At 54.2% G+C, this 20,171-nt stretch carries 20 protein-coding genes; 13 read left to right on the plus strand and 7 right to left on the minus strand.

Annotation, left to right across the window (positions count from 1 at the left end; genetic code table 11):
- Positions 1 to 100 precede the first annotated feature (100 nt).
- From KJI95_RS14770 to KJI95_RS19655, 5 genes are all read left to right on the plus strand, one after another.
- Positions 101 to 529, plus strand: coding sequence for a GNAT family N-acetyltransferase (locus tag KJI95_RS14770; RefSeq protein WP_214507969.1), 429 nt, complete (start codon positions 101 to 103; stop codon positions 527 to 529).
- A 102-nt stretch (positions 530 to 631) separates the two neighbouring features.
- Entirely contained in the window at positions 632 to 1,336 is a 705-nt protein-coding gene (locus KJI95_RS14775; RefSeq protein WP_214507970.1) for a DUF445 domain-containing protein, read from the plus strand.
- 53 nt (positions 1,337 to 1,389) lie between these two features.
- Positions 1,390 to 1,737 carry a VOC family protein gene (locus KJI95_RS14780; RefSeq protein ID WP_214507971.1) on the plus strand — a complete coding sequence of 116 codons (348 nt, stop codon included), beginning with the start codon at positions 1,390 to 1,392 and terminating at the stop codon, positions 1,735 to 1,737.
- 118 nt (positions 1,738 to 1,855) lie between these two features.
- On the plus strand, positions 1,856 to 2,287 hold the full coding sequence (locus KJI95_RS14785; RefSeq protein WP_214507972.1) for a tautomerase family protein: 432 nt from the start codon (positions 1,856 to 1,858) through the stop codon (positions 2,285 to 2,287).
- 8 nt (positions 2,288 to 2,295) lie between these two features.
- Positions 2,296 to 2,610 carry a DUF1289 domain-containing protein gene (locus KJI95_RS19655; protein WP_214507973.1) on the plus strand — a complete coding sequence of 105 codons (315 nt, stop codon included), beginning with the start codon at positions 2,296 to 2,298 and terminating at the stop codon, positions 2,608 to 2,610.
- A gap of 273 nt (positions 2,611 to 2,883) precedes the next feature.
- Here the strand turns inward: KJI95_RS19655 and asnB are convergent, their stop codons facing one another.
- The 5 genes from asnB to purM form a co-directional block, all read right to left on the minus strand.
- Positions 2,884 to 4,548, minus strand: a complete 1,665-nt coding sequence (gene asnB / locus KJI95_RS14795; protein WP_214507974.1) for an asparagine synthase B — start codon at positions 4,546 to 4,548, stop codon at positions 2,884 to 2,886.
- A gap of 533 nt (positions 4,549 to 5,081) precedes the next feature.
- The gene (locus tag KJI95_RS14800; protein WP_214507975.1) at positions 5,082 to 6,707 is read right to left on the minus strand and encodes a M28 family metallopeptidase; all 1,626 of its coding nucleotides are present in this window, start codon (positions 6,705 to 6,707) and stop codon (positions 5,082 to 5,084) included.
- A 179-nt stretch (positions 6,708 to 6,886) separates the two neighbouring features.
- A complete protein-coding gene (locus KJI95_RS14805; RefSeq protein WP_214507976.1) occupies positions 6,887 to 7,633 on the minus strand; it encodes an HAD-IIA family hydrolase in 747 nt (248 codons plus the stop codon).
- A 345-nt stretch (positions 7,634 to 7,978) separates the two neighbouring features.
- A complete protein-coding gene (gene purN / locus KJI95_RS14810; RefSeq protein ID WP_214507977.1) occupies positions 7,979 to 8,617 on the minus strand; it encodes a phosphoribosylglycinamide formyltransferase in 639 nt (212 codons plus the stop codon).
- Positions 8,617 to 9,654 carry a phosphoribosylformylglycinamidine cyclo-ligase gene (gene purM / locus KJI95_RS14815; RefSeq protein WP_214507978.1) on the minus strand — a complete coding sequence of 346 codons (1,038 nt, stop codon included), beginning with the start codon at positions 9,652 to 9,654 and terminating at the stop codon, positions 8,617 to 8,619. The genes purN and purM overlap by 1 nt, the downstream gene beginning before the upstream one ends.
- A gap of 229 nt (positions 9,655 to 9,883) precedes the next feature.
- On the opposite strand from purM, the gene upp reads away from it, so the two are divergent.
- The gene (upp, locus tag KJI95_RS14820) at positions 9,884 to 10,510 is read left to right on the plus strand and encodes a uracil phosphoribosyltransferase (RefSeq protein ID WP_214507979.1); all 627 of its coding nucleotides are present in this window, start codon (positions 9,884 to 9,886) and stop codon (positions 10,508 to 10,510) included.
- Between the two features lie 110 nt (positions 10,511 to 10,620).
- Here the strand turns inward: upp and KJI95_RS14825 are convergent, their stop codons facing one another.
- On the minus strand, positions 10,621 to 11,940 hold the full coding sequence (locus KJI95_RS14825; protein WP_214508099.1) for a Na+/H+ antiporter family protein: 1,320 nt from the start codon (positions 11,938 to 11,940) through the stop codon (positions 10,621 to 10,623).
- Between the two features lie 304 nt (positions 11,941 to 12,244).
- On the opposite strand from KJI95_RS14825, the gene KJI95_RS14830 reads away from it, so the two are divergent.
- Positions 12,245 to 12,850 carry a peroxiredoxin gene (locus KJI95_RS14830; RefSeq protein WP_214507980.1) on the plus strand — a complete coding sequence of 202 codons (606 nt, stop codon included), beginning with the start codon at positions 12,245 to 12,247 and terminating at the stop codon, positions 12,848 to 12,850.
- Positions 12,851 to 12,923: 73 nt separating this feature from the next.
- On the opposite strand, the gene rnt is transcribed toward KJI95_RS14830, so the two are convergent.
- Complete coding sequence (rnt, locus tag KJI95_RS14835; protein ID WP_214507981.1) at positions 12,924 to 13,601, minus strand: ribonuclease T; 678 nt, start codon at positions 13,599 to 13,601, stop codon at positions 12,924 to 12,926.
- A gap of 143 nt (positions 13,602 to 13,744) precedes the next feature.
- Between rnt and KJI95_RS14840 the strand changes: the two genes are divergently transcribed.
- From KJI95_RS14840 to tolA, 6 genes are all read left to right on the plus strand, one after another.
- Positions 13,745 to 14,614 (plus strand): flagellar protein MotY, encoded by an 870-nt coding sequence (locus KJI95_RS14840; RefSeq protein ID WP_214507982.1) that lies wholly within the window; start codon positions 13,745 to 13,747, stop codon positions 14,612 to 14,614.
- A gap of 607 nt (positions 14,615 to 15,221) precedes the next feature.
- A complete protein-coding gene (locus KJI95_RS14845; protein WP_432653809.1) occupies positions 15,222 to 17,378 on the plus strand; it encodes a prolyl oligopeptidase family serine peptidase in 2,157 nt (718 codons plus the stop codon).
- Between the two features lie 155 nt (positions 17,379 to 17,533).
- Positions 17,534 to 17,935 carry a tol-pal system-associated acyl-CoA thioesterase gene (ybgC, locus tag KJI95_RS14850; RefSeq protein WP_214507984.1) on the plus strand — a complete coding sequence of 134 codons (402 nt, stop codon included), beginning with the start codon at positions 17,534 to 17,536 and terminating at the stop codon, positions 17,933 to 17,935.
- On the plus strand, positions 17,925 to 18,614 hold the full coding sequence (tolQ, locus tag KJI95_RS14855) for a protein TolQ (protein ID WP_214507985.1): 690 nt from the start codon (positions 17,925 to 17,927) through the stop codon (positions 18,612 to 18,614). The genes ybgC and tolQ overlap by 11 nt, the downstream gene beginning before the upstream one ends.
- Entirely contained in the window at positions 18,611 to 19,051 is a 441-nt protein-coding gene (gene tolR, locus KJI95_RS14860) for a protein TolR (RefSeq protein ID WP_214508100.1), read from the plus strand. The genes tolQ and tolR overlap by 4 nt, the downstream gene beginning before the upstream one ends.
- Positions 19,052 to 19,054: 3 nt before the next feature.
- On the plus strand, positions 19,055 to 20,167 hold the full coding sequence (gene tolA / locus KJI95_RS14865; protein WP_214507986.1) for a cell envelope integrity protein TolA: 1,113 nt from the start codon (positions 19,055 to 19,057) through the stop codon (positions 20,165 to 20,167).
- Positions 20,168 to 20,171: the final 4 nt, after the last annotated feature.

Below are 20,171 nucleotides of genomic sequence, written 5' to 3' on the forward strand. Positions count from 1 at the left end.
CAATCTCGACTTTTCGACAGTGTTTTTTTGTTTTTCATTGTGTTAACTTGAGCCTCAACCATTTCTAAGTGCCTGATCATGGTTATTTCAAGGACGAAGCATGCAAATACGGTTAGCCTCTGACAACGATCTCGACAATCTTGTGCCTCTGTTTAACGCCTATCGCCAGAGCCTGGGTCAGACATCCGATCCTATCGGTGGCCGTGAGTTCCTGTCGGCAAGGCTGCAGGAAAATGACTCGGTAATATTTGTGGCCATGGATGAACACTCCGCCATCGGTTTTATTCAGCTGTACCCGTCTTTTTCATCCATCCATTTAAAACCCATCTGGTATTTTGACGACAGCTACGTCACGCCGGCCTATCGTGACAGGGGCGTGGCCCAATTGCTGTCGCAAAAAGCGCTGGAGCTTGCGCTGGAAGCGGATGTGCTGTGCGTGCGCCGCACTCTGGTGAATGCCAATACTTCGGTGGTACTCGATACCGACACGGGCGATCGCCATATTTACGACCTGATGAACGTAGGCTGAGGCGCCTCGCTGCTGCCGACATTGTCCTGCCACTGACACCCCTGTTAGAATGCGGCCCATTTTGAGATGTTGACTCATCTTGGTGAAAGATCAGGGGGATGCATGAATAAAGGGTTGATTACCAATGGTCTGGCGGCGGCAGTGACCGCTGCCGGGGTTGCTTCGTCACAGCCGCTGGTGACCTCGGTGGGGCTGTTTGCCCTCTCCGGCGCCGTTACCAACGAGCTTGCCATTCACATGCTGTTTGAAAAGGTGCCGGGCCTTTACGGCTCAGGCGTCATTCCCGCCAAATTTGAAGCCTTTAAACGCGCCATTCACGATCTGATGATGGAGCAGTTTTTTACCGACGAAAACATCGACCGGTTTCTCTCCGGCGGCGCCGGCAACCGCGCACTCGACCTCTCGGGCGTGATTGAAAAAGTCGATTTAACCCCGGCCTTTGATGCGCTGGTTGCCACCGTGGCCCAGTCGTCCTTCGGCGGCATGTTGTCGATGTTTGGCGGCGTTGAGGCGCTTGCGCCCATGAAGGCGCCCTTTGAAGAAAAAATGAAGGCCTCCATCACCGATATCGCTGCATCGGATGAATTCCATGATTTACTGCGCGCCGAGCTTGAACGGCCGGAAATGCTCAATGATTTCAAAGGGCAGATTGGTCAGATAGTGCAGGCACGCCTCGATGAACTGACGCCGGAGCTGGTAAAACAGCTGGTACAGAACATGATCCGCGAGCATCTGGGCTGGCTGGTGGTGTGGGGCGGGGTGTTTGGCGGTCTTATTGGTCTTGTTGCCGGCCTTGTGCAGGGATAAACTGGTTTTGGGTTAATTTTTAACCGGTCAATTGCCTTGAAAAGGACAGCACCATGGCGAATGTCGATACCATCAATTATCTGGAGATCCCGTGCCGGGATTTAAGTGCCACCAAAACCTTTTTTGCGGCGGCGTTTGGCTGGCGCTTTATGGATTATGGCCCGGAGTACAGCTGTTTTCTGGACGGTGGCATCGATGGCGCCTTTTATCAGGCCAAGGCAGCGTTCAGTGCCAGTTCGGCGCCGCTCTTGGTGTTTTACAGCGATAATCTGGCGCTGAAGCAAGAGCAAATCATGCACCATGGCGGCCAGATAGTGCGCTCTGTGTTCAGCTTCCCGGGTGGGCGGCGGTTTCATTTCAGCTGCCCGAGCGGCAATGAATATGCGGTCTGGTCTGAGTAAGTCTCGTCTTTAACGGCAGTAACGGTGGCGTGAACTCATGCTACGTGAACTCATGCTACGTGAGCTGATGCTACATGAACTAATGCTATCGGTACCGCCCGGGCTTCAGGAGTAGTTTGTGCCCCATTGTAAAATCGATTTTTCGGCAAATGTCCCCGGCCATCAAGTGGCTGAGCGCCTTACCCGCGCCTGCCACGGCGCTATGCTGGCATCGCAGTTGTTTGAGCCATCTTCAGTAAAAACCCGCGCCATTGAAGCGGATGCCGCCCTTACCGGCACTGCATCAGACAGCTTTATTCATGTGGATATCGCCATTATGCCGGGGCGCAGTGATAGCCAGAAGCAGGCGCTGCTTGCGGCCCTTGTGGCAGCGATTGACGACTGTGGCGTGGTGGCATCGAGTCTGACGCTGGAAGTCAGGGAGCTTAATCAGGCGTTTTATGTCAAAAAACTGAGCGCCCCGGGTTTGGATAGCCGCCCGATTGCTCAACATCAAACAAGCAGCCGCTCGGGCAAGCAAGCGCAAAGCCGCGCGGGAAAGCCTGAGTAGGCCGCATCATGGATAAGCTGCCATCACCTTGCGTACGCAACTGCTGTCTCGATGACAGCGACATTTGTGTCGGCTGTGGTCGCAGTTACGATGAAATTCTTGCCTGGCACAATGTCGGTATCGACGGTCAGCGCGAAATCCTTGAGCGTGCGGGCGTAAGGCTAATGGGGCTGCGGGGGGCCGGGTCAGAACTTTCTGAACTACAATCTTCTAAACGACAGCTTTCTAAACCACAGCCTTCTAAACCACAGCCTTCTAAACCACAGCGTCCTAAATCAGAGCTTTCTAAAGCGCCGGACATTGAGAAGCCGAAAAACGGTTAAACGGCAGATAATTGCTTATGTTCATATAAAAAATGCCCCGCAGTTGCGGGGCGTTTTTTTAGCTGAGCTCTCTTAAACCTCTGAGCTATCTAAAATCTCTGAGCTATCTAAAACCTCTGAGCTCTCTTAAACCTCTGAAGCGGCCGAACTCTCCGCACTTTCATCACTGGCCGAACTTTCATCACTGGCTGAAGAGTGAGCTGCTCAGGCGCGGCGTTGTGTGTCACCGAGGCTTAAGCTTTCCACCCACTCAGTGCGACAGCGTGAGGCGCATCAGTAGCTCTGTGCATGCACTTCGCGCACCGCGCGGCCGGAGGGGTCAATGATCCCCTGCAGGCTTGCATCCCAGGCGAGCGCCTCGGGGGTAGAGCAGGCCACACTCTTGCCGCCCGGTACCGTAAGAGCTGCCGATTCCAGCGGGAACAGCTCTTCAAAGAAACAGCGGTAGAAGTAAGCCTCTTTGGTTTCCGGCGTGTTGTGCGGGAAACGGAAGCGGGCGTTGGCCAGCTGCAAATCATCCACCTGCGCGGCGGCCACTTCTTTTAGGCCATCAATCCAGCTGTAGCCTACGCCATCACTGAACTGCTCCTTCTGACGCCAGGCAATTTCGGCCGGCAGTTTGTGCTCAAAGGCGGTGCGAAGAATGTGCTTCTCGATTTTGCCCTTGCCGGACATCTTGGCGGCGGGGTTTAAGCGCATCGCCACATCCATAAATTCTTTATCAAGGAAGGGCACCCGTGCTTCGAGGCCCCAGGCCGCCATGGCCTTGTTGGCGCGCAGGCAGTCGAACAGATGCAGCTTGTCGAGTTTACGCACCAGCTCCTCGTGGAAGGCCTGTGGGTTTGGCGCCTTGTGGAAATACAGGTAGCCGCCAAAAAGCTCATCCGCACCCTCACCCGAGAGCACCATCTTGATACCCATCGCCTTGATTTTACGCGCCATCAAGTACATGGGTGTGGCGGCGCGGATGGTGGTGACATCATAGGTTTCCAGGTGATAAATCACATCCTTGATGGCATCCAGCCCTTCCTGGAAGGTGAAGTGGATCTCGTGATGAATGGTGCCGATGGCATCTGCTACCTTGCGGGACGCGGCCAGATCCGGCGAGCCCTTGAGTCCCACGGCAAAAGAGTGCAGCTGCGGCCACCAGGCTTCGCTTTCGTCGTTATCTTCGATGCGGCGCTTGGCGAAGGTTTGGGTAATGGCAGACACGATGGAGGAATCGAGACCACCCGACAGCAGCACGCCGTAGGGTACATCTGACATCAGCTGACGCTTAACGGCGGCTTCCAGTGCGGCGCGCAGTTCATCCACGCTGGCCTCGTTGTCGGCGACTGCCTCATAGGACTGCCAGTCGCGCTGGTAGTAGCGCACTGCCTCGCCTGTGTCGCTTGACAGATACTGACCGGGCGCAAAGGTTTCAACGGTTTTGCACACGGGCACCAGCGCCTTCATTTCAGAGGCGACATAAAAGTTACCCTTGGCATCGCGGCCGGTGTACAGCGGAATAATGCCGATATGATCGCGGCCGATGAGGTAGCTCTGTTTGGCCTTGTCGTACAGCACAAAGGCGAAGATGCCGTTCAGTTTATCCAGAAATTCAGTGCCGTATTCCTGATACAGCGCCAGAATGACCTCGCAGTCGCTGTTGGTCTGGTAGCTGTACTTGTCGCCAAGCTCAGCCTTGAGCTCTTTGTGGTTGTAGATTTCGCCGTTCACGGCCAATACCAGATTGCCATCTTCACTCAAAAGCGGCTGTGCACCGTGCTCAATGTCAACAATAGCCAGACGCTCGTGGGCCAGCACTGCATGGTCATCGGCATAAATACCCGACCAGTCCGGGCCGCGGTGACGCAGCAGTTTGGACATTTCCAGCGCCACCTGGCGCATTGCACGGGCATCGGACTGGATATCAAGAATGGCGAAAATCGAACACATAACAAACTCCGGCTTCAACTGAAGGTGCATCAATGTAGAAGCCACTTTGCCAGCGTTTTTTGCAGCAATCAAATGCCAAATATGAATAAACGTCATTTCTGTTGGCTTTTGTGTGATGTTTTCAACGTTTTTTACGCCATTGAAATATGGATTATTCAAAAACAGCTCAAGAATATTGGTGATTGTGATTTTGCCATCGACCAGGCACAGGTTGGATTGGTTTTTTATCAGTTACGCCGAAAAAATTAAGCTTTTCTTAAAAAAGTCTGCCTTTGATTAAAAAAGAGCGTGTTTGGCTGAAAACTGCGCTGCGGCGGGCTGAGATGAGGTCAACGAAGGGTGAACCTAGTGATGTAACTAAGAACTAGTGATGTAACTAAGAACTTGGGATTTGGCTTACGTTAATGCTGCGGATGTGCATGCAGTGCTGAAAGATTGCAGTTCGTAGCCTTAAAGCCAAAGTCGTAAAGCATAAGGCCTTAAAGCAAAAGGGCTTCGTCATGAAGCCCTTTCGTAAGGCAGCAGCAGGCTTGTCAGTTGGCAGGCCTTAAGCTGTGAAACTCGCTTTGCTGCAGATAGCCCGGGCGGGCATCTGAATTGGCAAGGGCATGGGCAACGTCAAAAAATACCGCCATGTCTTCCAGGGCGCCGGATAAATCCCAGTCGGCGCGGTATTCGTCGCACACGTTGTGGTAGCAGCCTTTCATTTTGGCCTGCATGTCGGCCTTGTAAGCGGCGGTGGCTGCATCAATCGGCTCACTGCCGCCACCGGCGAAGGCGGCGGGCACACCGAGTTTGGCAAAGCTGAAATGGTCGGAGCGGAAAAAGCCACCTGAGGCCGGGTTTTTCTCACTCACGGCCTCGCGGCCCTGCTTTTTGGCTGCATCGATAAAGTAGTCTTCGAGCTGCGACTGGCCTTTGCCGACTATGGTGAAATCCTTGGTGCGGCCATTGACGTTGGTGGAGTCCAGATTGAGCACCGCAATGGTGTTGTCAATTGGATACAAGGGGTTGGCGGCATAGTAACGTGAGCCAAGCAAGCCTTGCTCTTCACCTGTGGTGGCGATAAAGGTCAGTGAGCGGCGATTTTTAATGCCGACGGCATCGAGGGCGGCAAACTGACGGGCAATTTCGAGTATGCCGGCCACGCCGGAGGCGTTATCGAGCGCGCCATTGTAAATCTTATCGCCATCGCGGCTGTTGTCCTTGCCGATGTGGTCCCAGTGGGCGGTAAAGAGGATGTGTTCATCGGCTTTGTCGGTGCCGGGCAACGTGGCGACCAGGTTGTGGCTGTCGGAAAACTTAGCCTCGTTGGCAAAGGCGATATCGGCGCTTTGGTTAAGTGCGGTGTGGCCTGAGCGCTCGGCCGCGGTTTTGCTGAGGCTTATTAAATCAAGGCCTGCATCGGCAAACAGCGCCTTGGCGGTTGCAAGCTGCATCCAGCCTTCGACCTGAATGCGGTCTTTGCTGTCTGGCAGGTTTGCCAGCTCCTGCTGCGGTCCGGTCCAGCTGTTTTCCACCACAGACCAGGGGTAAGAGGCGGGGGCGGTGTCGTGGATGATGATGGCACCGAGTGCGCCCTGACGGCTCGCTTCTTCAAACTTGTAATTCCAGCGGCCGTAGTAGGTCATGGCCTTGCCTTTGAACTTGCCTGACTCTGGCAGGGCAAAGCCCGGGTCGTTTACGAGGATGACGGCAATTTTGCCCTTCATATCGAGGCCCGCGTAATCGTCCCACTGGTATTCGGGCGCCCTGATGCCGTAGCCAACAAACACCAGCGGCGCATTTTTGATGTCGATGCCCGCGTTATTGTGGTGGCTGCTGAGCACTATGTCTTTGCGATAGCTGGGATTTTGCTTGCCAAGGCGAATGCGCTGATCTTCTGCGGCTGTGTAGGTCACCATGGGCACGCTTTGCAGGAAGCTGCCATTGTTGGCACCCTTAAGCCCGGCGGCTTTAAAGGCAGTGCTTAAGTAATCCAGGGTTAACTGTTCACCGCGGGTGGTGGGGGCGCGGCCTTCAAAATCATCGGAGGATAAAATTTTGATGTCGTTACGATAGCGGGCTTCATTGAAGTCCGGTGCGGGCGGCTGGGACACGGCGCTGCCCTGACTGCAGGCGGTCAGAAGCAGCATCCCCAGCGGGAGCAAAGGTTTCATAGGGTACCTTATTGTTTTTTTACTGTTTTTATTGTGTTTTGGCTTTGCCATGACTGGCGGCGTTTTGCACTTCCCATCATGACAAGGGCCATCATGACAAAGGCCGCTTGCCTGTGACAAGGCAAACGGCCTGATTTTGGTATCAAAATGTGACTTTGTTTTCGAACGCTGTGTTTTGCTTAAATCACATCGATGTCGGCGGCGCAGTTAAACACATGGTTTGGCCTGAATGGCTCTTTATCTATGTCTTCCAGGCGGCTCACCCCTGACAGCACCAGAATGGTTTCAAGCCCTGCCTGAAAACCGGCCAGAATGTCGGTGCGCATGTTATCGCCGATAATCACTGTGTTGTGGCTGTGGCCGTTGATGTGATTGAGCGCCGATCGCACTATCCAGCTGCTGGGTTTGCCCACATAAAACGGCTTGCGACCTGTGATCCGCTCAATCGGCGCGCACAAAGCGCCGCAGGCCGGTGAATAGGCCGGGCCATGGGTATCCGGGTTGGTGGCGATAAAGCGGGCGCCTGAGGCGACAAAGCGGGCGGCCTTGTGGATCATGTCCCAGTTGTAAGAGCGGGTTTCACCCACAATGACAAAGTCTGGGTTGATGTCGGTAATGGTAAATCCGGCTTTGTACAGCTCGTGGGTGAGGGCGCCTTCGCCAATCACAAAGGCCTTGCTGCCTTCCTGATGTTTTAAAAAGTCGGCGGTGGCCATGGCGGCGGTATAAAAGCACTCCTCCGGCACGTTAATCCCCGCCGCTTCGAGGCGGTTTTGCAGATCTTTGCCGGTTTGCACCGGATAGTTGGTAAGAATAACCAGCGGATTGCCCTGCTCGAGCACCCGGTGAATAAATTTGTCGCTGCCGGGCACCAGTTTGTTGTCGTGAAGCAGCACTCCATCGATATCACAGATGATGTTTTTCATTGAAAAATCCTGTTCAAGGCTCCCGTCCCTGGAGAGAAAGGTTGGACGGCTCATCTATCTAAAGCCAATTTTGACGGATTTTCAATGCCAAAGGCCGCTTGGGAAAGGATAAAGCGCGTTGATGCTCCTTAAACGCGGCTTGGGTTGGCCACTGTAATTGCCGTTTGCAGCAATAGAAACCAGCGATAGAAACCAGCTATAGGAACAAGCTATCGAAGCCAGCTATCGAAGCCAGCTATAGAAACGAGGGGGCCAATAACAAAAAAGAGACCCGAGGGTCTCTTTTAAGGAATGCGCTTCATGAGAGCCGCCTTGAGCTTGTTCACCGCCGAGCGGCTTTCGCCATCAATCCGGGGCGTAGCCGCTTGCGCCGATTTGTTCGCCATCAAGATAGGCGAGCTCATCGCGCATCTTCAGGCGGCCAGCGGCGAACCATTTAACCACCAGAGGGTAAATGGCATGCTCCTGCTCGTGTACCCGCTCGGCAAGCACAGTGGCATCGTCACCTTCATACACGGGCACCTTGGCCTGCAAAATAACAGGGCCAGCATCCAGCTCGGGCGTCACAAAATGCACACTGGCACCGTGCTCGGTTTCGCCGGCATCGATGGCCCGCTGATGGGTATCGAGACCGGTAAACTTGGGCAGCAGTGACGGGTGGATATTGAGCATACGGCCGAGGTAGCGGTTCACAAAACCTTCGGTCAGAATGCGCATAAAGCCTGCCAGTACCACCAGATCGGGCTGGTAGGCTTCGATTGCTGCAACGAGGCGCGCGTCGTATTCAGCGCGTTTTTCGCCTTTGCGGGCAATCACGCAGCTGGTGTTTATCTCGCCATGGTGGGCACGGACAAGGCCATAGGCGTCAGGCTTGTTGCTGATAACGCCAACAATTTCCACGCCCTGACGGCCGTGGCACTGGTCGATAATGGCCTGCAGGTTACTGCCACTGCCGGAGATAAGAACGACGACGCGGCAGCTCATCAGCGGATCTCCACCTGCTCTTCATCGCCATTGCGTGCAGCGATATGGCCAATGTGCCAGGCGGTTTCGCCTTCGGCCTTCAGCAGTTCAAGTGCGGCATCTACTTTGTCGGCTGGCAGGGCAACAATCATGCCCACGCCGCAGTTAAAGGTGCGGTACATTTCATAGGTTTCGATGTTGCCAGCGCTTTGCAGCCACTGGAACACTACTGGCCACTGCCAGGAGCCGCCTTCTACCACGGCTTTGCAGTTGTCAGGCAATACGCGTGGGATATTTTCCCAGAAGCCGCCGCCGGTGATGTGCGCCATGGCGTGTACATCGTTTTCGGCAATCAGCTTGAGCAGTGATTTCACATAAATCTTGGTTGGCTCGAGCAGGTGCTTGATGAGCGGCTTGCCGTTCAGGTCCTGCTGTGGGTCGGCTTTGCTGACTTCGAGAACCTTACGGATAAGAGAGTAGCCGTTTGAGTGCGGGCCGCTGGAGGCCAGTGCAATCAGGGCATCACCGGCTTTGACTTTGCTGCCGTCGATGATGTCGGCTTTTTCTACCACGCCCACGCAGAAACCGGCCAGATCGTAGTCTTCACCTTCGTACATGCCTGGCATTTCAGCGGTTTCACCACCGATAAGGGCACAACCTGACTGGAAGCAGCCTTCGCCGATGCCGTTTACCACGGCAGTAGCGGTTTCAACGTCCAGCTTGCCGGTGGCGTAGTAGTCGAGGAAAAATAAAGGCTCAGCGCCCTGAACGATCAGGTCGTTCACACACATGGCCACCAGATCCACACCGACGGTATCGTGACTCTTGAAGTCGATAGCCAGACGCAGCTTGGTTCCCACGCCATCGGTACCGGATACCAGCACTGGGTGCTTGTACTTGGTTGGCAGTTCACACAGGGCACCAAAACCACCCAGATTACCCATCACCTCAGGGCGGCGGGTACGCTTAACGGCAGACTTGATGTTTTGAACCAGTGCATTGCCTGCGTCGATATCGACACCGGCGTCTTTATAGCTCAGTGGAGTAGGAGTGCTCACGGAGGATCCTCTAATAGGGTACATCGAGTGGTTTTTATGGGGGCGTATTCTAGCAGTTTGTGTGGGGTGTCGAAAGGGCAGTTTTGGTTTTAAGGCGGCGTTTTGGCGACTAAGCAGGCGACTTGGCTCACGATTCATTCTTTTCGCAAAACTTTATGTTTTCACTAAAGAACAAATCCACTAAAATCGAAAAAATTTGCCCAAAAAATGCCAAACGCAGGAGAAAGACATGAAAGTTGTCGAGGTAAAGCATCCCCTGGTTCGCCACAAAGTTGGCCTGATGCGCGAAGGTGATATCAGCACCAAGCGTTTCCGTGAACTTGCCGCCGAAGTGGGCAGTCTGCTCACCTATGAAGCCACCGCAGACTTTGAAACCGAGACTGTGACCATTGAAGGCTGGAATGGCCCGGTGCAGGTGGATCAGATAAAAGGCAAAAAAGTGACTGTGGTGCCTATCCTGCGTGCCGGTCTTGGCATGATGGACGGCGTGCTTGAGCACATTCCAAGCGCCCGCATTTCTGTTGTCGGCATTTACCGCGACGAAAAGACCCTCGAGCCTGTGCCTTACTTTGAAAAGCTTTGCAGTCATGTTGAAGAGCGTATCGCGCTGGTGGTCGACCCCATGCTGGCTACCGGCGGCTCCATGATTGCCACCATCGACTTGCTCAAGTCCCGTGGCTGCAAGCAAATCAAGGCGCTGGTGTTGGTAGCAGCCCCTGAGGGGATTGCCGCACTTGAGAAAGCCCATCCGGACGTTGAGCTTTACACCGCCGCCATCGACAAGTGCCTTAATGAGCACGGCTACATTCTGCCGGGGCTTGGCGATGCCGGTGATAAGATTTTCGGTACCAAATAAGTAGCATCCATTAAACCGCTGCAAGATACATTGCTGCGATGCCGGATAAGCAAAAAGCGCCCTTGGGCGCTTTTTTCGTATCCTGCGGTATTTCTTTTTGGCTAATCCGCTCACAGCACCATGGCGGCGACCCAGCCAAACACCAACAGCGGAATGTTGTAGTGGATAAAGGTTGGGATCACGCTGTCGCGCATATGGTCGTGCTGACCATCGGCGTTAAGGCCTGCGGTGGGGCCAAGGGTCGAGTCAGACGCAGGCGAGCCGGCATCACCCAGCGCGGCGGCGGTGCCCACCAGGGCAATGGTCGCTGGCACTGAAAAGCCAAACGACAGCGCCAGTGGCACATAAATAGTGGCGATGATCGGAATGGTCGAAAACGACGAGCCGATGCCCATGGTAATAAGCAGGCCAACCAGCAACATCAAAAACGCCGCCAGCGCCTTATTATCGCCTATCATACTGCTTAAGGATGACACCAGGGTGCCCACATCACCGGTGGCCTTGACCACAGCTGCAAAACCCGCAGCGGCAATCATGATAAAGCCTATATTGGCCATCATTCGTACGCCCTGGGTAAAGATATCCTGATCTGCCACATGCTTAAGGGCGCCGGAGAGGCTGAACACCATAAAGCCAATCAGGGCACCGAAAATCATCGAGTCGGTTTCAAGCTGCACCAGCAGGGTGGCAACAATGGCAACCAGAGCGACCACCAGGCTGCGCCTGTTGATGGCGACTTCCGGCTCGGCGGCAAGAATTTTGGCTTCCATGTAGCGGCGCGGTTTGCGATACGAGATAAATACCGCCGTCAGCAATCCAAACACCATGCCAAGGGCAGGGATGAGCATAGCGCCCGGCACCTGATCTATGCTGGCTTCAAGACCATTGCCCTTGAGGTTGGCGAGCAGTATGTCATTGAGAAAAATGCCGCCAAAACCTACCGGCAGCACCATATAGGTGGTCACCAAGCCAAAGGTGAGTACACAGGCCACGAGGCGCCGGTCAAGCTTGAGCTTGGACATCAAATGCAACAGCGGTGGCACCAGAATAGGAATAAAGGCAATGTGTATCGGTAAAATATTCTGCGATGCCATTGCCATGGCAAGCAGCGCCAGCAGCAGTAACATGCGCACTGTGCCGAGGGTTTTGGGATTGGTCTCGCCGCCAAGTTTGTGAATCACGCCGTGGGAAATCACAGTCGTGAGCCCGGAGTGAGAAAGGGCAACGGCAAAGGCGCCAAGGAGCGCGTAACTTAAGGCAATCTGGGCGCCGCCGCCAAGGCCGGTATTAAAGGCATCTATGGTGGCAGACATATCAAGCCCGCCAAGCAGGCCTGCGACCAGCGCACTGATGGTCAGGGCGATAACCACATTCACCCGCGCCAGGCTCAGCGCCAGCATCAGGCAAACGGCAATAACCACGGAATTCATCATTAAATCGTCTTCATTTTCTAAAACGGATATTTTGGCGAGCCTGGGGGGCCCTTGTCCAGCCGGGCGGCTGAATTGACGCTTAAATTTGCCAAATGTGATCTGCACGTGGCCTACGCGGAAAATAACCGTGAACTTAATACGGACAAAATGTCGATAAAATCAACGTCCGGCGCCACCACGGCGCCAAATGTGTGATATTGGCTCGATTTGGGTTGTAAGCGTACGGGCACCTCTTATAATGCTGAATATCAAACAGGAAAGTTCGTATTATCCACAGCTCAATCCATAGATGGAGGTAACAATGAGCGTATTAGTAGGTCGTAAGGCCCCCGATTTTACCGCTGCTGCCGTGCTGGGTTCAGGCGAGATCGTAGATAACTTCAACCTGACTGCTGCCATCAAGGGCAAGCCAGCCGTGGTTTTCTTCTACCCACTGGACTTCACCTTCGTATGTCCTTCTGAGCTTATCGCTTTTGATCACCGTATGGATGAGTTCAAGAAGCGTGGCGTGGAAGTGATTGGTGTGTCTATCGACTCTCAGTTCACCCACAACGCCTGGCGTAACACCCCGGTTGAAAAGGGCGGCATCGGTCAGGTGCAGTACACCCTGGTTGCCGACGTTAAGCACGACATCTGCAAAGCGTACGATGTTGAGCACCCAGAAGCCGGTGTGGCTTTCCGTGGCTCGTTCCTGATCGACAAAGAAGGTAACGTACGTCACCAGGTAGTGAACGATCTGCCGCTGGGCCGTAACGTTGACGAAATGCTGCGTATGATTGACGCGCTGCAGTTCCACGAAGAGCACGGCGAAGTGTGTCCTGCCGGCTGGATCAAAGGTAAGAAAGGCATGAGCGCCAACCCAGACGGCGTTGCTGCTTACCTGAGCGAAAACGCAAACGAACTGTGATCTGTCACTCCTTCGGGAGTAGCCGGATTAAAAAAGCCGCCCACGGGCGGCTTTTTGCATTCTGCGATGTGACTCAGTCGGCCGTGCCTGCCGCATCGGCCTCGTCATCAAGCTCGGCGCCCACAAGCGGCCAGCCGCCAAGGGCCTTCCAGCGGTTAACAATATGACAAAAAAGCTCGGCGGTGCGCTCGGTATCGTAAAGCGCGCTGTGGGCTTCTTTATTATCAAACGGAATGCCGGCAATTTTACAGGCCTGCGCCAGCACAGTATGCCCGAGCGCTAGCCCCGACAAACAGGCGGTGTCGAAGGTGGCAAAGGGATGAAACGGCGAGCGTTTTACGCCGCTGCGCTCAATCGCTTTGCTGACAAAACCATGATCGAACGCTGCGTTGTGGGCGACGACAATGGCGCGGTGACAGTCGCTGGCCTTAAGCGCCTTGCGCACTTCTTTGAAGATTTCCAGCAGCGCCTCTTTCTCGCTTACGGCGCCGCGCAGGGGATTGCTCGGGTCAATGCCGTTAAAGGCCAGCGCCGCCGGTTCAAGATTGGCGCCTTCAAAGGGCTCAACATTAAAATGCAGGGTTTTATCCAGCACCAGCTCGCCATCCTCGGTCATTTTGAGGGTGGTGGCCGCAATTTCAAGCAGGGCGTCGGTTTGGGCATTAAAGCCTGCGGTTTCAACGTCGATAACCACAGGCAAGTATCCGCGAAACCTGTGTTTGAGCTTATTGGGGTTGAAAACGTCCGGCATCCTGAATTCTCTGACAATCGTAAAGGGCGCTATTATGCTAAATGCGGGCGGGGCTGTCATGTTTGATTGGCTGAAATATAAGCTAAAGAACCGCTGAGATTGGTCGATACTGTCAGAGTAGACTCCTGAAACCGGAATTTGTTATGTGGCGATCACTGTTTTTGCTCCTCGGTATATCACTGCCCTGTGCGGTGACGGCCGATGTTCGCCATTATGTTGCTGCCCTCGATGAGTCCCAGTGGCGCATTGCCGAGAGCAGTCGCATCCGCTGCAGCCTTGAGCACGATATTCCGTCCTACGGCAAAGCGGTGTTTTCGAGTGCAGCCGGTAAAGAGCAGAACCTGTTGTTTACCCTCGATATGTGGGCCAAGCCCGATGCGGCTACCACCGCAACCTTGGTGAGCAAGTCGCCGTCCTGGCGCCCGGGTGAGAGTAACGAGAACATTACCCGCCTTACTTACATGCGTGATTTTAACGGTGAAGTGCCGAAAAAGGCCGCCTGGTCGATGCTGGCCGAGCTTGATCGTGGCCGCGAGCCGACCTTTTATTACGCCGATTGGTACAACAGCGACAACAAGATTGCCGTTGGCTTATCGGCGGCCAATTTCAAACGGAAATACACTGAGTTTCGTCAGTGTCTGGCAGGGCTCTTGCCCTACAGCTTTGAAGATATCGCCTTTACCGTGCTCAATTACAACCCGGGCGGCACTGAGCTGACCCGATTCTCGCAGGCGCAGCTTGCCAGGGTGCAGGAGTATCTAAGCCAGGATCCGGAAGTAGAGCTGATTTTAATTAACGCCTATACCGACAGTTATGGTGGCCGCAGTATCAACCAGAAGGTATCTGAAAAGCGTGCCGATTCAGTGAAAGCCTTCTTTGTTGGCAAAGGGATCCCCGCTGAGCGGATAATGACCGAAGGCCACGGTGAGACCCGCCATGTGGCGTCCAATCAGGGCGATGATGAGCGTGCCCGTAACCGCCGGGTGGTGGTGCAGATCACCAAGTCCATCTGAGTCAGTCCCGTTTATGGACTGAGGGGAGGTCGAATAGACCTTTCGATAACCAAAGCCGCATTCAGCGGCTTTTTTGTTGGCTCGAATGCCGTGTTAAAGCGAGATGTGAGGCGAAAGAGGGATACATGGGCTTAGGGTAAAAAAAAGCCCACTTGAAACCAAGCGGGCCGCAAAAGAATAAGCATTGCAATCAACAAATTGAAGGAAGGAAGTCAAGCATAAGAACCAGGGATGATATCGATGTGTCAGACACAGCGATAAAATGTTCTTTGTTTTCACAATCTGACAGAGCAGACACTTCCGGAAAACGTGGCCATTGTAGGCAGGTCGGATGAGATTGACAAACGAGAAAAATTGGATTTATTCATTAGAAAATCTAATTAACTAAAAGGTGATTAAGCTCTCATTTTGCGCCGTTTCAGCGCGAATTCGACTAATTAAGCACATAGCGGGCATAACTTTGCGTATTGCATTCACCCGGATTGTTATCATCCCTTTAATCCCGTCAGCCATGCAAACTTTCGCCAGTGCCGCCAAAGCCAATTGCCTGGTTAATTTTTGGGGGTATAGTGGGCAGCGACAATGCAAGTCCCAATTCTGAAGGATGATAACAATGACAAGCAGAATCAGCACCCTTAGCCTGCTCACGCTGGGATTGACCCTGGCGCTTGGCGGCTGCAACAGCAAAGACAGCACCAACGCCAAGGCCGAGCTTGCGTATCCCGCATCCGAGGTAAAACCTCTGGTGGAAGAGCTTCATGGCGTTAAAGTAGAAGACCCCTACCGCTGGCTTGAAGAAAACAGCCCCGCCACGGAAGACTGGGTTAAACGCCAGCAGGCCTTTGGTGACAAGTATCTGGCCGATATTCCCAATAAGCAGGTGGTGGTCGACAGGATCACTGAGCTTTGGAATTTTGAAAAAGTCGGCGCGCCGTTTGAACATGGCGATAACCGCTTTGTGTTCCGTAACGACGGTCTGCAGTCACAAAACGTGCTTTATGTGAGTGAAAATGGCGGCGCCGAGCGCGTGCTGCTTGACCCCAACAAGCTGTCGGCCGATGGCACTGTGGCGCTTTCGGGCGTGTCAGTGAGCGGCGATGGCAAGACACTGGCGTTTGGTGTGTCCAAGTCCGGCTCCGACTGGCAGGAGTGGGCCTTTATCGATGTAGCCAGTGGTCGCAAGCTTGGCGACAGCCTCAAATGGATCAAATTCTCCCGCGCCGAATGGGCTCACGATAACAGCGGCGTGTACTACTCCCGCTACGATGCACCCAAGGGCGGCGATATCCTCTCGGATGTTAACTACAACCAAAAAGTCTACTTCCATCGTTTGGGCGAATCCCAGGACAAAGACACCCTCGTGTATGAGCGTCCGGATAATCCGGAGTGGGGCTTCTCCGCTTCTGTCTCAGATGATGGCGACTTCCTGCTTATCAGCATTTCGGTCGGTACCGACAGCCGCAATCGCTTTTTCTACAAGCCGCTTAAGGACCGCAGCCTGAAAGTGGTCGAACTGATGGGCGAGCTTGAGGCCGAGTATCAGTTCCTTGGTAACGAAGGCCCGGTGTTTTTCTTCAAAACCGATTTGGATGCGCCTAAGGGCCGGGTGATTGCAGTCGATACCCGCAAACCTGCCAAAGCAAACTGGCAGACGGTTATTCCTGAGTCGGATGACCCCATCGCGGCGGTCAGCATCATTGGCGGCCATTTGGTGGTGAGTTATCTTCATGATGTGCTTGGCAAACTGTCAGTATTCAACATGGATGGCAGCAAGCGTGAAGAGGTGAAACTGCCCGGTCTTGGCAAGATTGCCGGCCCCTTTGGCAAGCCAACCAAACCGTACTTCTATTATGTGTTCAACAGCTACGTGCAGCCTGAAACCATCTACAAGTATGATTTGGACAAGGGCAGCAACGAGCTTTTCAGCGCGCCCAAGGTGTCGTTCAATCCCGACGACTACGCCTCTGAGCAGGTGTTTTACACCAGTAAAGACGGCACCCGTATCCCGATGATCCTGAGCTACAAAAAAGGACTCAAGAAGGATGGCAACAACCCCACGCTGCTGTATGCCTATGGTGGTTTCTCGATTTCCATGACCCCACGCTTCAGCCCGGCCACCATCGCCTGGCTCGATATGGGCGGCATCTATGCGGTGCCAGCACTGCGCGGCGGCAGTGAATATGGTGAAGAGTGGCACAAGGCCGGCATGTTCGGTAAAAAGCAGAACGTGTTTGACGACTACTACGCCGCCGCCGAATACCTTATCAGCGAAAAATACACCCAAAGCAGTAAACTTGGTGCCTATGGCCGCAGTAACGGCGGTTTACTGATGGGCGCGGCGGTAACCCAGCGGCCTGAGCTGTTTGCCGCTGTGTTGCCGGCAGTGGGCGTGCTGGATATGCTGCGCTTCCATAAGTTCACCATCGGCTGGGCCTGGACTGCGGAATACGGCAGCGCCGATAACGCCGCTGACTTCCCGTATCTGCTGGCTTACTCGCCGTATCACAATGTAAAAGCGCAACAATATCCGGCAACAATGGTGATGACCGCCGATCACGACGACAGGGTAGTGCCGCTGCACAGCTTCAAGTTTGGCGCTATGCTTCAGGCCAGGCAGCAGGGCGATGCCCCTGTGATTATGCGTATCGAATCCAAGGCCGGTCACGGTGCCGGTAAGCCAACTTCGATGCAAATTGCGGAGTTTGCCGACATTTACGCCTTCCTGTGGCAGAACTTCGGTTTAACATTACCGCAAAAGCTTTGATCTGCACCGCATAATTCAAATCTTGTGACAAGGGGCTTCGGCCCCTTTTATCATTTATTTTTCTTTACGATTGCAGTCTGGCCGCCCATTCACAATCCGCGGCGGGATAGGTATAGTAGCGTCAATTTTACCATTGGGGATGCTGCACGTTTTTCATGTTTTTATGGCCTATTTCTGTATATTACGAAGATACTGATGCCGGTGGGGTGGTTTACCATTCCAACTATCTGAATTTCTTCGAAAGGGCGCGCACTGAATGGTTACGATCCTTCGGGATCAGCCAAACGTCGCTGCTGGCAGAGGACATCGCCTTTGTGGTTGCCCGCGCAGAGCTTGATTTTGTTCGCCCGGCGCGGTTTGAGCAGAACTTAACGGTCGAGTCCAGTGTCTCAGACATGAAACGTGTGTCCATGGTATTTAATCAACGTTTGATAGATAACGAAGGCAACTGTTACTGTGAAGGTCGGATAACGGTTGCCTGTGTGACGCTCTCCAAAATGCGGCCACACGCTATACCCCCATTTATTGCGCAGGAGTTATTACAAGGTGCACGCTGAAATTTCCTTTATTGGTCTGTTCATGCAGGCGAGTTTTCTCGTCAAGATAGTGATGCTTATCCTGATGGGCCTTTCTGTGGTGTCATGGGCTATCATCATCCAGCGCCGCAACCTGCTTAAAGGTGCGATTAAAAAGTCTGCCCGTTTTGAAGACCGTTTCTGGTCGGGGGTGGATTTGAACCGCCTTTATCAGGACCTGTCATCCCGCGGCGAAACCAACGCCGGCCTTGAAGCCATGTTCGTGACCGGTTTCAAAGAGTATTCGCGTCTGGCCCGCCTTTCGAGCAAGGTGCCCGGCGCCGTGATGGATGGTACCTACCGCGCCATGCGGGTGACCCTGTCCCGCGAGCTTGAAAAACTCGAAGCCAACCTGCCAGCGCTGGCGACCATCGGCTCTGTGACCCCTTATATTGGTCTTTTTGGTACCGTGTGGGGGATCATGAACGCCTTTATCGCACTCGGCTCAGTTGCCAACCCAACGCTCGGTATTGTGGCGCCGGCCATCGCCGAAGCCCTTATCGCCACCGCCATGGGTCTGGCTGCCGCGATCCCTGCGGTCATTTTCTACAACCGTTTTACAACCGATGTGGAAAAGCTTGAAGGCACTTACGTCAACTTTATGGAAGAGTTTTCCAGCATTCTGCATCGTCAGGCCTACAGCGAGAAGGAATCTGCCTGATGCAAGGCTATCAGCGTAAACGCCGCCGTCCGGTGGCCGAGATTAACGTAGTGCCCTACATCGACGTGATGTTGGTACTGCTTATCATCTTTATGGCAACTGCGCCCGTGGTAACTCAGGGCGTGAAAGTCGACCTGCCCCAGGGCGAGGCCGAGCCTTTGTCCACCGAAAGCAAGCCACCCGTGGTGGCGGCGCTCGATGCCAATGGCGATTACTACCTCGATATCGGCAGCGGCGGCAGCGACAAAGACGTGCTGACCCTCGAAGAGATGCAGGTGCAGGTTGCGGCCGTGCTGTCGGTTGAGCCTGAGCGTCCGGTGGTGGTTAAGGCCGACCGCAGTGTGCCCTACGAAGAGGTGATAGGTTTGATGGTGGCGCTGCAACAGGCGGGCGTGCCATCGGTGGGCTTGATGACGGACTCACCAGAGGAGAAGTAACGGGTGGCAGGAAAGTCTGATTTACGTCTGCCCTTGGTGGTATCCTTTGCATTGCACGGCGCGCTGTTACTGGTCGCCGTGTTTGGCTTATTTGACTTCCTGAAGCCCAAATTGCAGCCCCAGGAGCCCGCCGCCGCAGCGCCGGTGCAGGCAACGCTGGTGGATTCGGGCAAGGTGGCGGCTGAAGCGCAAAAGATCCGCGATAAAAAAGCGGATCAGGAGCGTAAAGAAAAGGCCCGCCAGGAAGAGCTTGAACGCAAAGCGGAAGAAGCGAAAAAGGCCCGCGAGCGTGAACAGGAAAAAATCAAGCAGCTTGAAGTCGAGCGTCAGCAAAAAGAGATAGAGACGCAAAAGGCCATCGAAGAAGCCAAGCAGCAGGAAAAACAGGCCAAAGAAGCGGCACAAAAGGCTGAGGAAGAAAAGGTTCGCAAGGAAACCGAGCGCAAGCAGGCCGAGGCGGAAGCCAAGAAGGCCCAGGAAAAACGCGCTGCCGAAGAACTTGCCGCCAAGAAGGCCGAAGAGAAACGCAAGGCAGACGAAGCCAAGAAGGCAGAAGAGAAGCGCAAAGCCGACGAAGCCAAGAAAGCGGAAGAGAAACGCAAGGCCGACGAAGCCAAGAAGGCGGAAGAGAAGCGTAAAGCCGACGAAGCCAAGAAGGCGGAAGAGAAGCGCAAAGCCGACGAAGCCAAGAAAGCGGAAGAGAAACGTAAGGCCGAAGAAGCCAAGAAAAAAGCCGCTGAAGAAGCTGCCGCCGCCGAAGCGGCTGCGCGCGAGCAGGAGCTTGCAGAAATGATGGCTGCCGAGCAGGCGACCATCGATGCGTCACGCAACAGCAAGCTGACCTCTGAGCGCGACCGCTACACTGCCATGATTAAATCCACCATCCAGCGCAACCTGGTGGTAGATGAGTCGATGCGCGGTAAGCAGTGCCGTTTGCTTATCCGGCTTGCCAACGACGGTTTTGTGACCACAGTGCAGTCACTCGATGGCGATTCTGTGGTGTGCCGTGCGGCCAAGGCTGCCGTGACCAAGGCGGGTAAATTGCCGGTGTCGCCTCAACCCGAGGTCTACCAGCTGATGAAAGAAATTAACCTTACCGTACAACCTGAAATTTAAGTTC

It is taken from the genome of Shewanella jiangmenensis (genome assembly GCF_018596335.1).
Classification (GTDB): Bacteria; Pseudomonadota; Gammaproteobacteria; order Enterobacterales; family Shewanellaceae; genus Shewanella; species Shewanella jiangmenensis.

What these genes read in the sequence shown, in the direction of transcription:
- KJI95_RS14770 (WP_214507969.1), top strand. Translation starts at nt 101, where the DNA reads ATGCAAATACGGTTAGCCTCTGACAACGATCTCGACAATCTTGTGCCT.
- KJI95_RS14775 (WP_214507970.1), top strand. Translation starts at nt 632, where the DNA reads ATGAATAAAGGGTTGATTACCAATGGTCTGGCGGCGGCAGTGACCGCT.
- KJI95_RS14780 (WP_214507971.1), top strand. Translation starts at nt 1,390, where the DNA reads ATGGCGAATGTCGATACCATCAATTATCTGGAGATCCCGTGCCGGGAT.
- KJI95_RS19655 (WP_214507973.1), top strand. Translation starts at nt 2,296, where the DNA reads ATGGATAAGCTGCCATCACCTTGCGTACGCAACTGCTGTCTCGATGAC.
- asnB (WP_214507974.1), bottom strand. Translation starts at nt 4,548, where the DNA reads ATGTGTTCGATTTTCGCCATTCTTGATATCCAGTCCGATGCCCGTGCA.
- KJI95_RS14800 (WP_214507975.1), bottom strand. Translation starts at nt 6,707, where the DNA reads ATGAAACCTTTGCTCCCGCTGGGGATGCTGCTTCTGACCGCCTGCAGT.
- KJI95_RS14805 (WP_214507976.1), bottom strand. Translation starts at nt 7,633, where the DNA reads ATGAAAAACATCATCTGTGATATCGATGGAGTGCTGCTTCACGACAAC.
- purN (WP_214507977.1), bottom strand. Translation starts at nt 8,617, where the DNA reads ATGAGCTGCCGCGTCGTCGTTCTTATCTCCGGCAGTGGCAGTAACCTG.
- upp (WP_214507979.1), top strand. Translation starts at nt 9,884, where the DNA reads ATGAAAGTTGTCGAGGTAAAGCATCCCCTGGTTCGCCACAAAGTTGGC.
- KJI95_RS14825 (WP_214508099.1), bottom strand. Translation starts at nt 11,940, where the DNA reads ATGAATTCCGTGGTTATTGCCGTTTGCCTGATGCTGGCGCTGAGCCTG.
- KJI95_RS14830 (WP_214507980.1), top strand. Translation starts at nt 12,245, where the DNA reads ATGAGCGTATTAGTAGGTCGTAAGGCCCCCGATTTTACCGCTGCTGCC.
- rnt (WP_214507981.1), bottom strand. Translation starts at nt 13,601, where the DNA reads ATGCCGGACGTTTTCAACCCCAATAAGCTCAAACACAGGTTTCGCGGA.
- KJI95_RS14840 (WP_214507982.1), top strand. Translation starts at nt 13,745, where the DNA reads ATGTGGCGATCACTGTTTTTGCTCCTCGGTATATCACTGCCCTGTGCG.
- ybgC (WP_214507984.1), top strand. Translation starts at nt 17,534, where the DNA reads ATGTTTTTATGGCCTATTTCTGTATATTACGAAGATACTGATGCCGGT.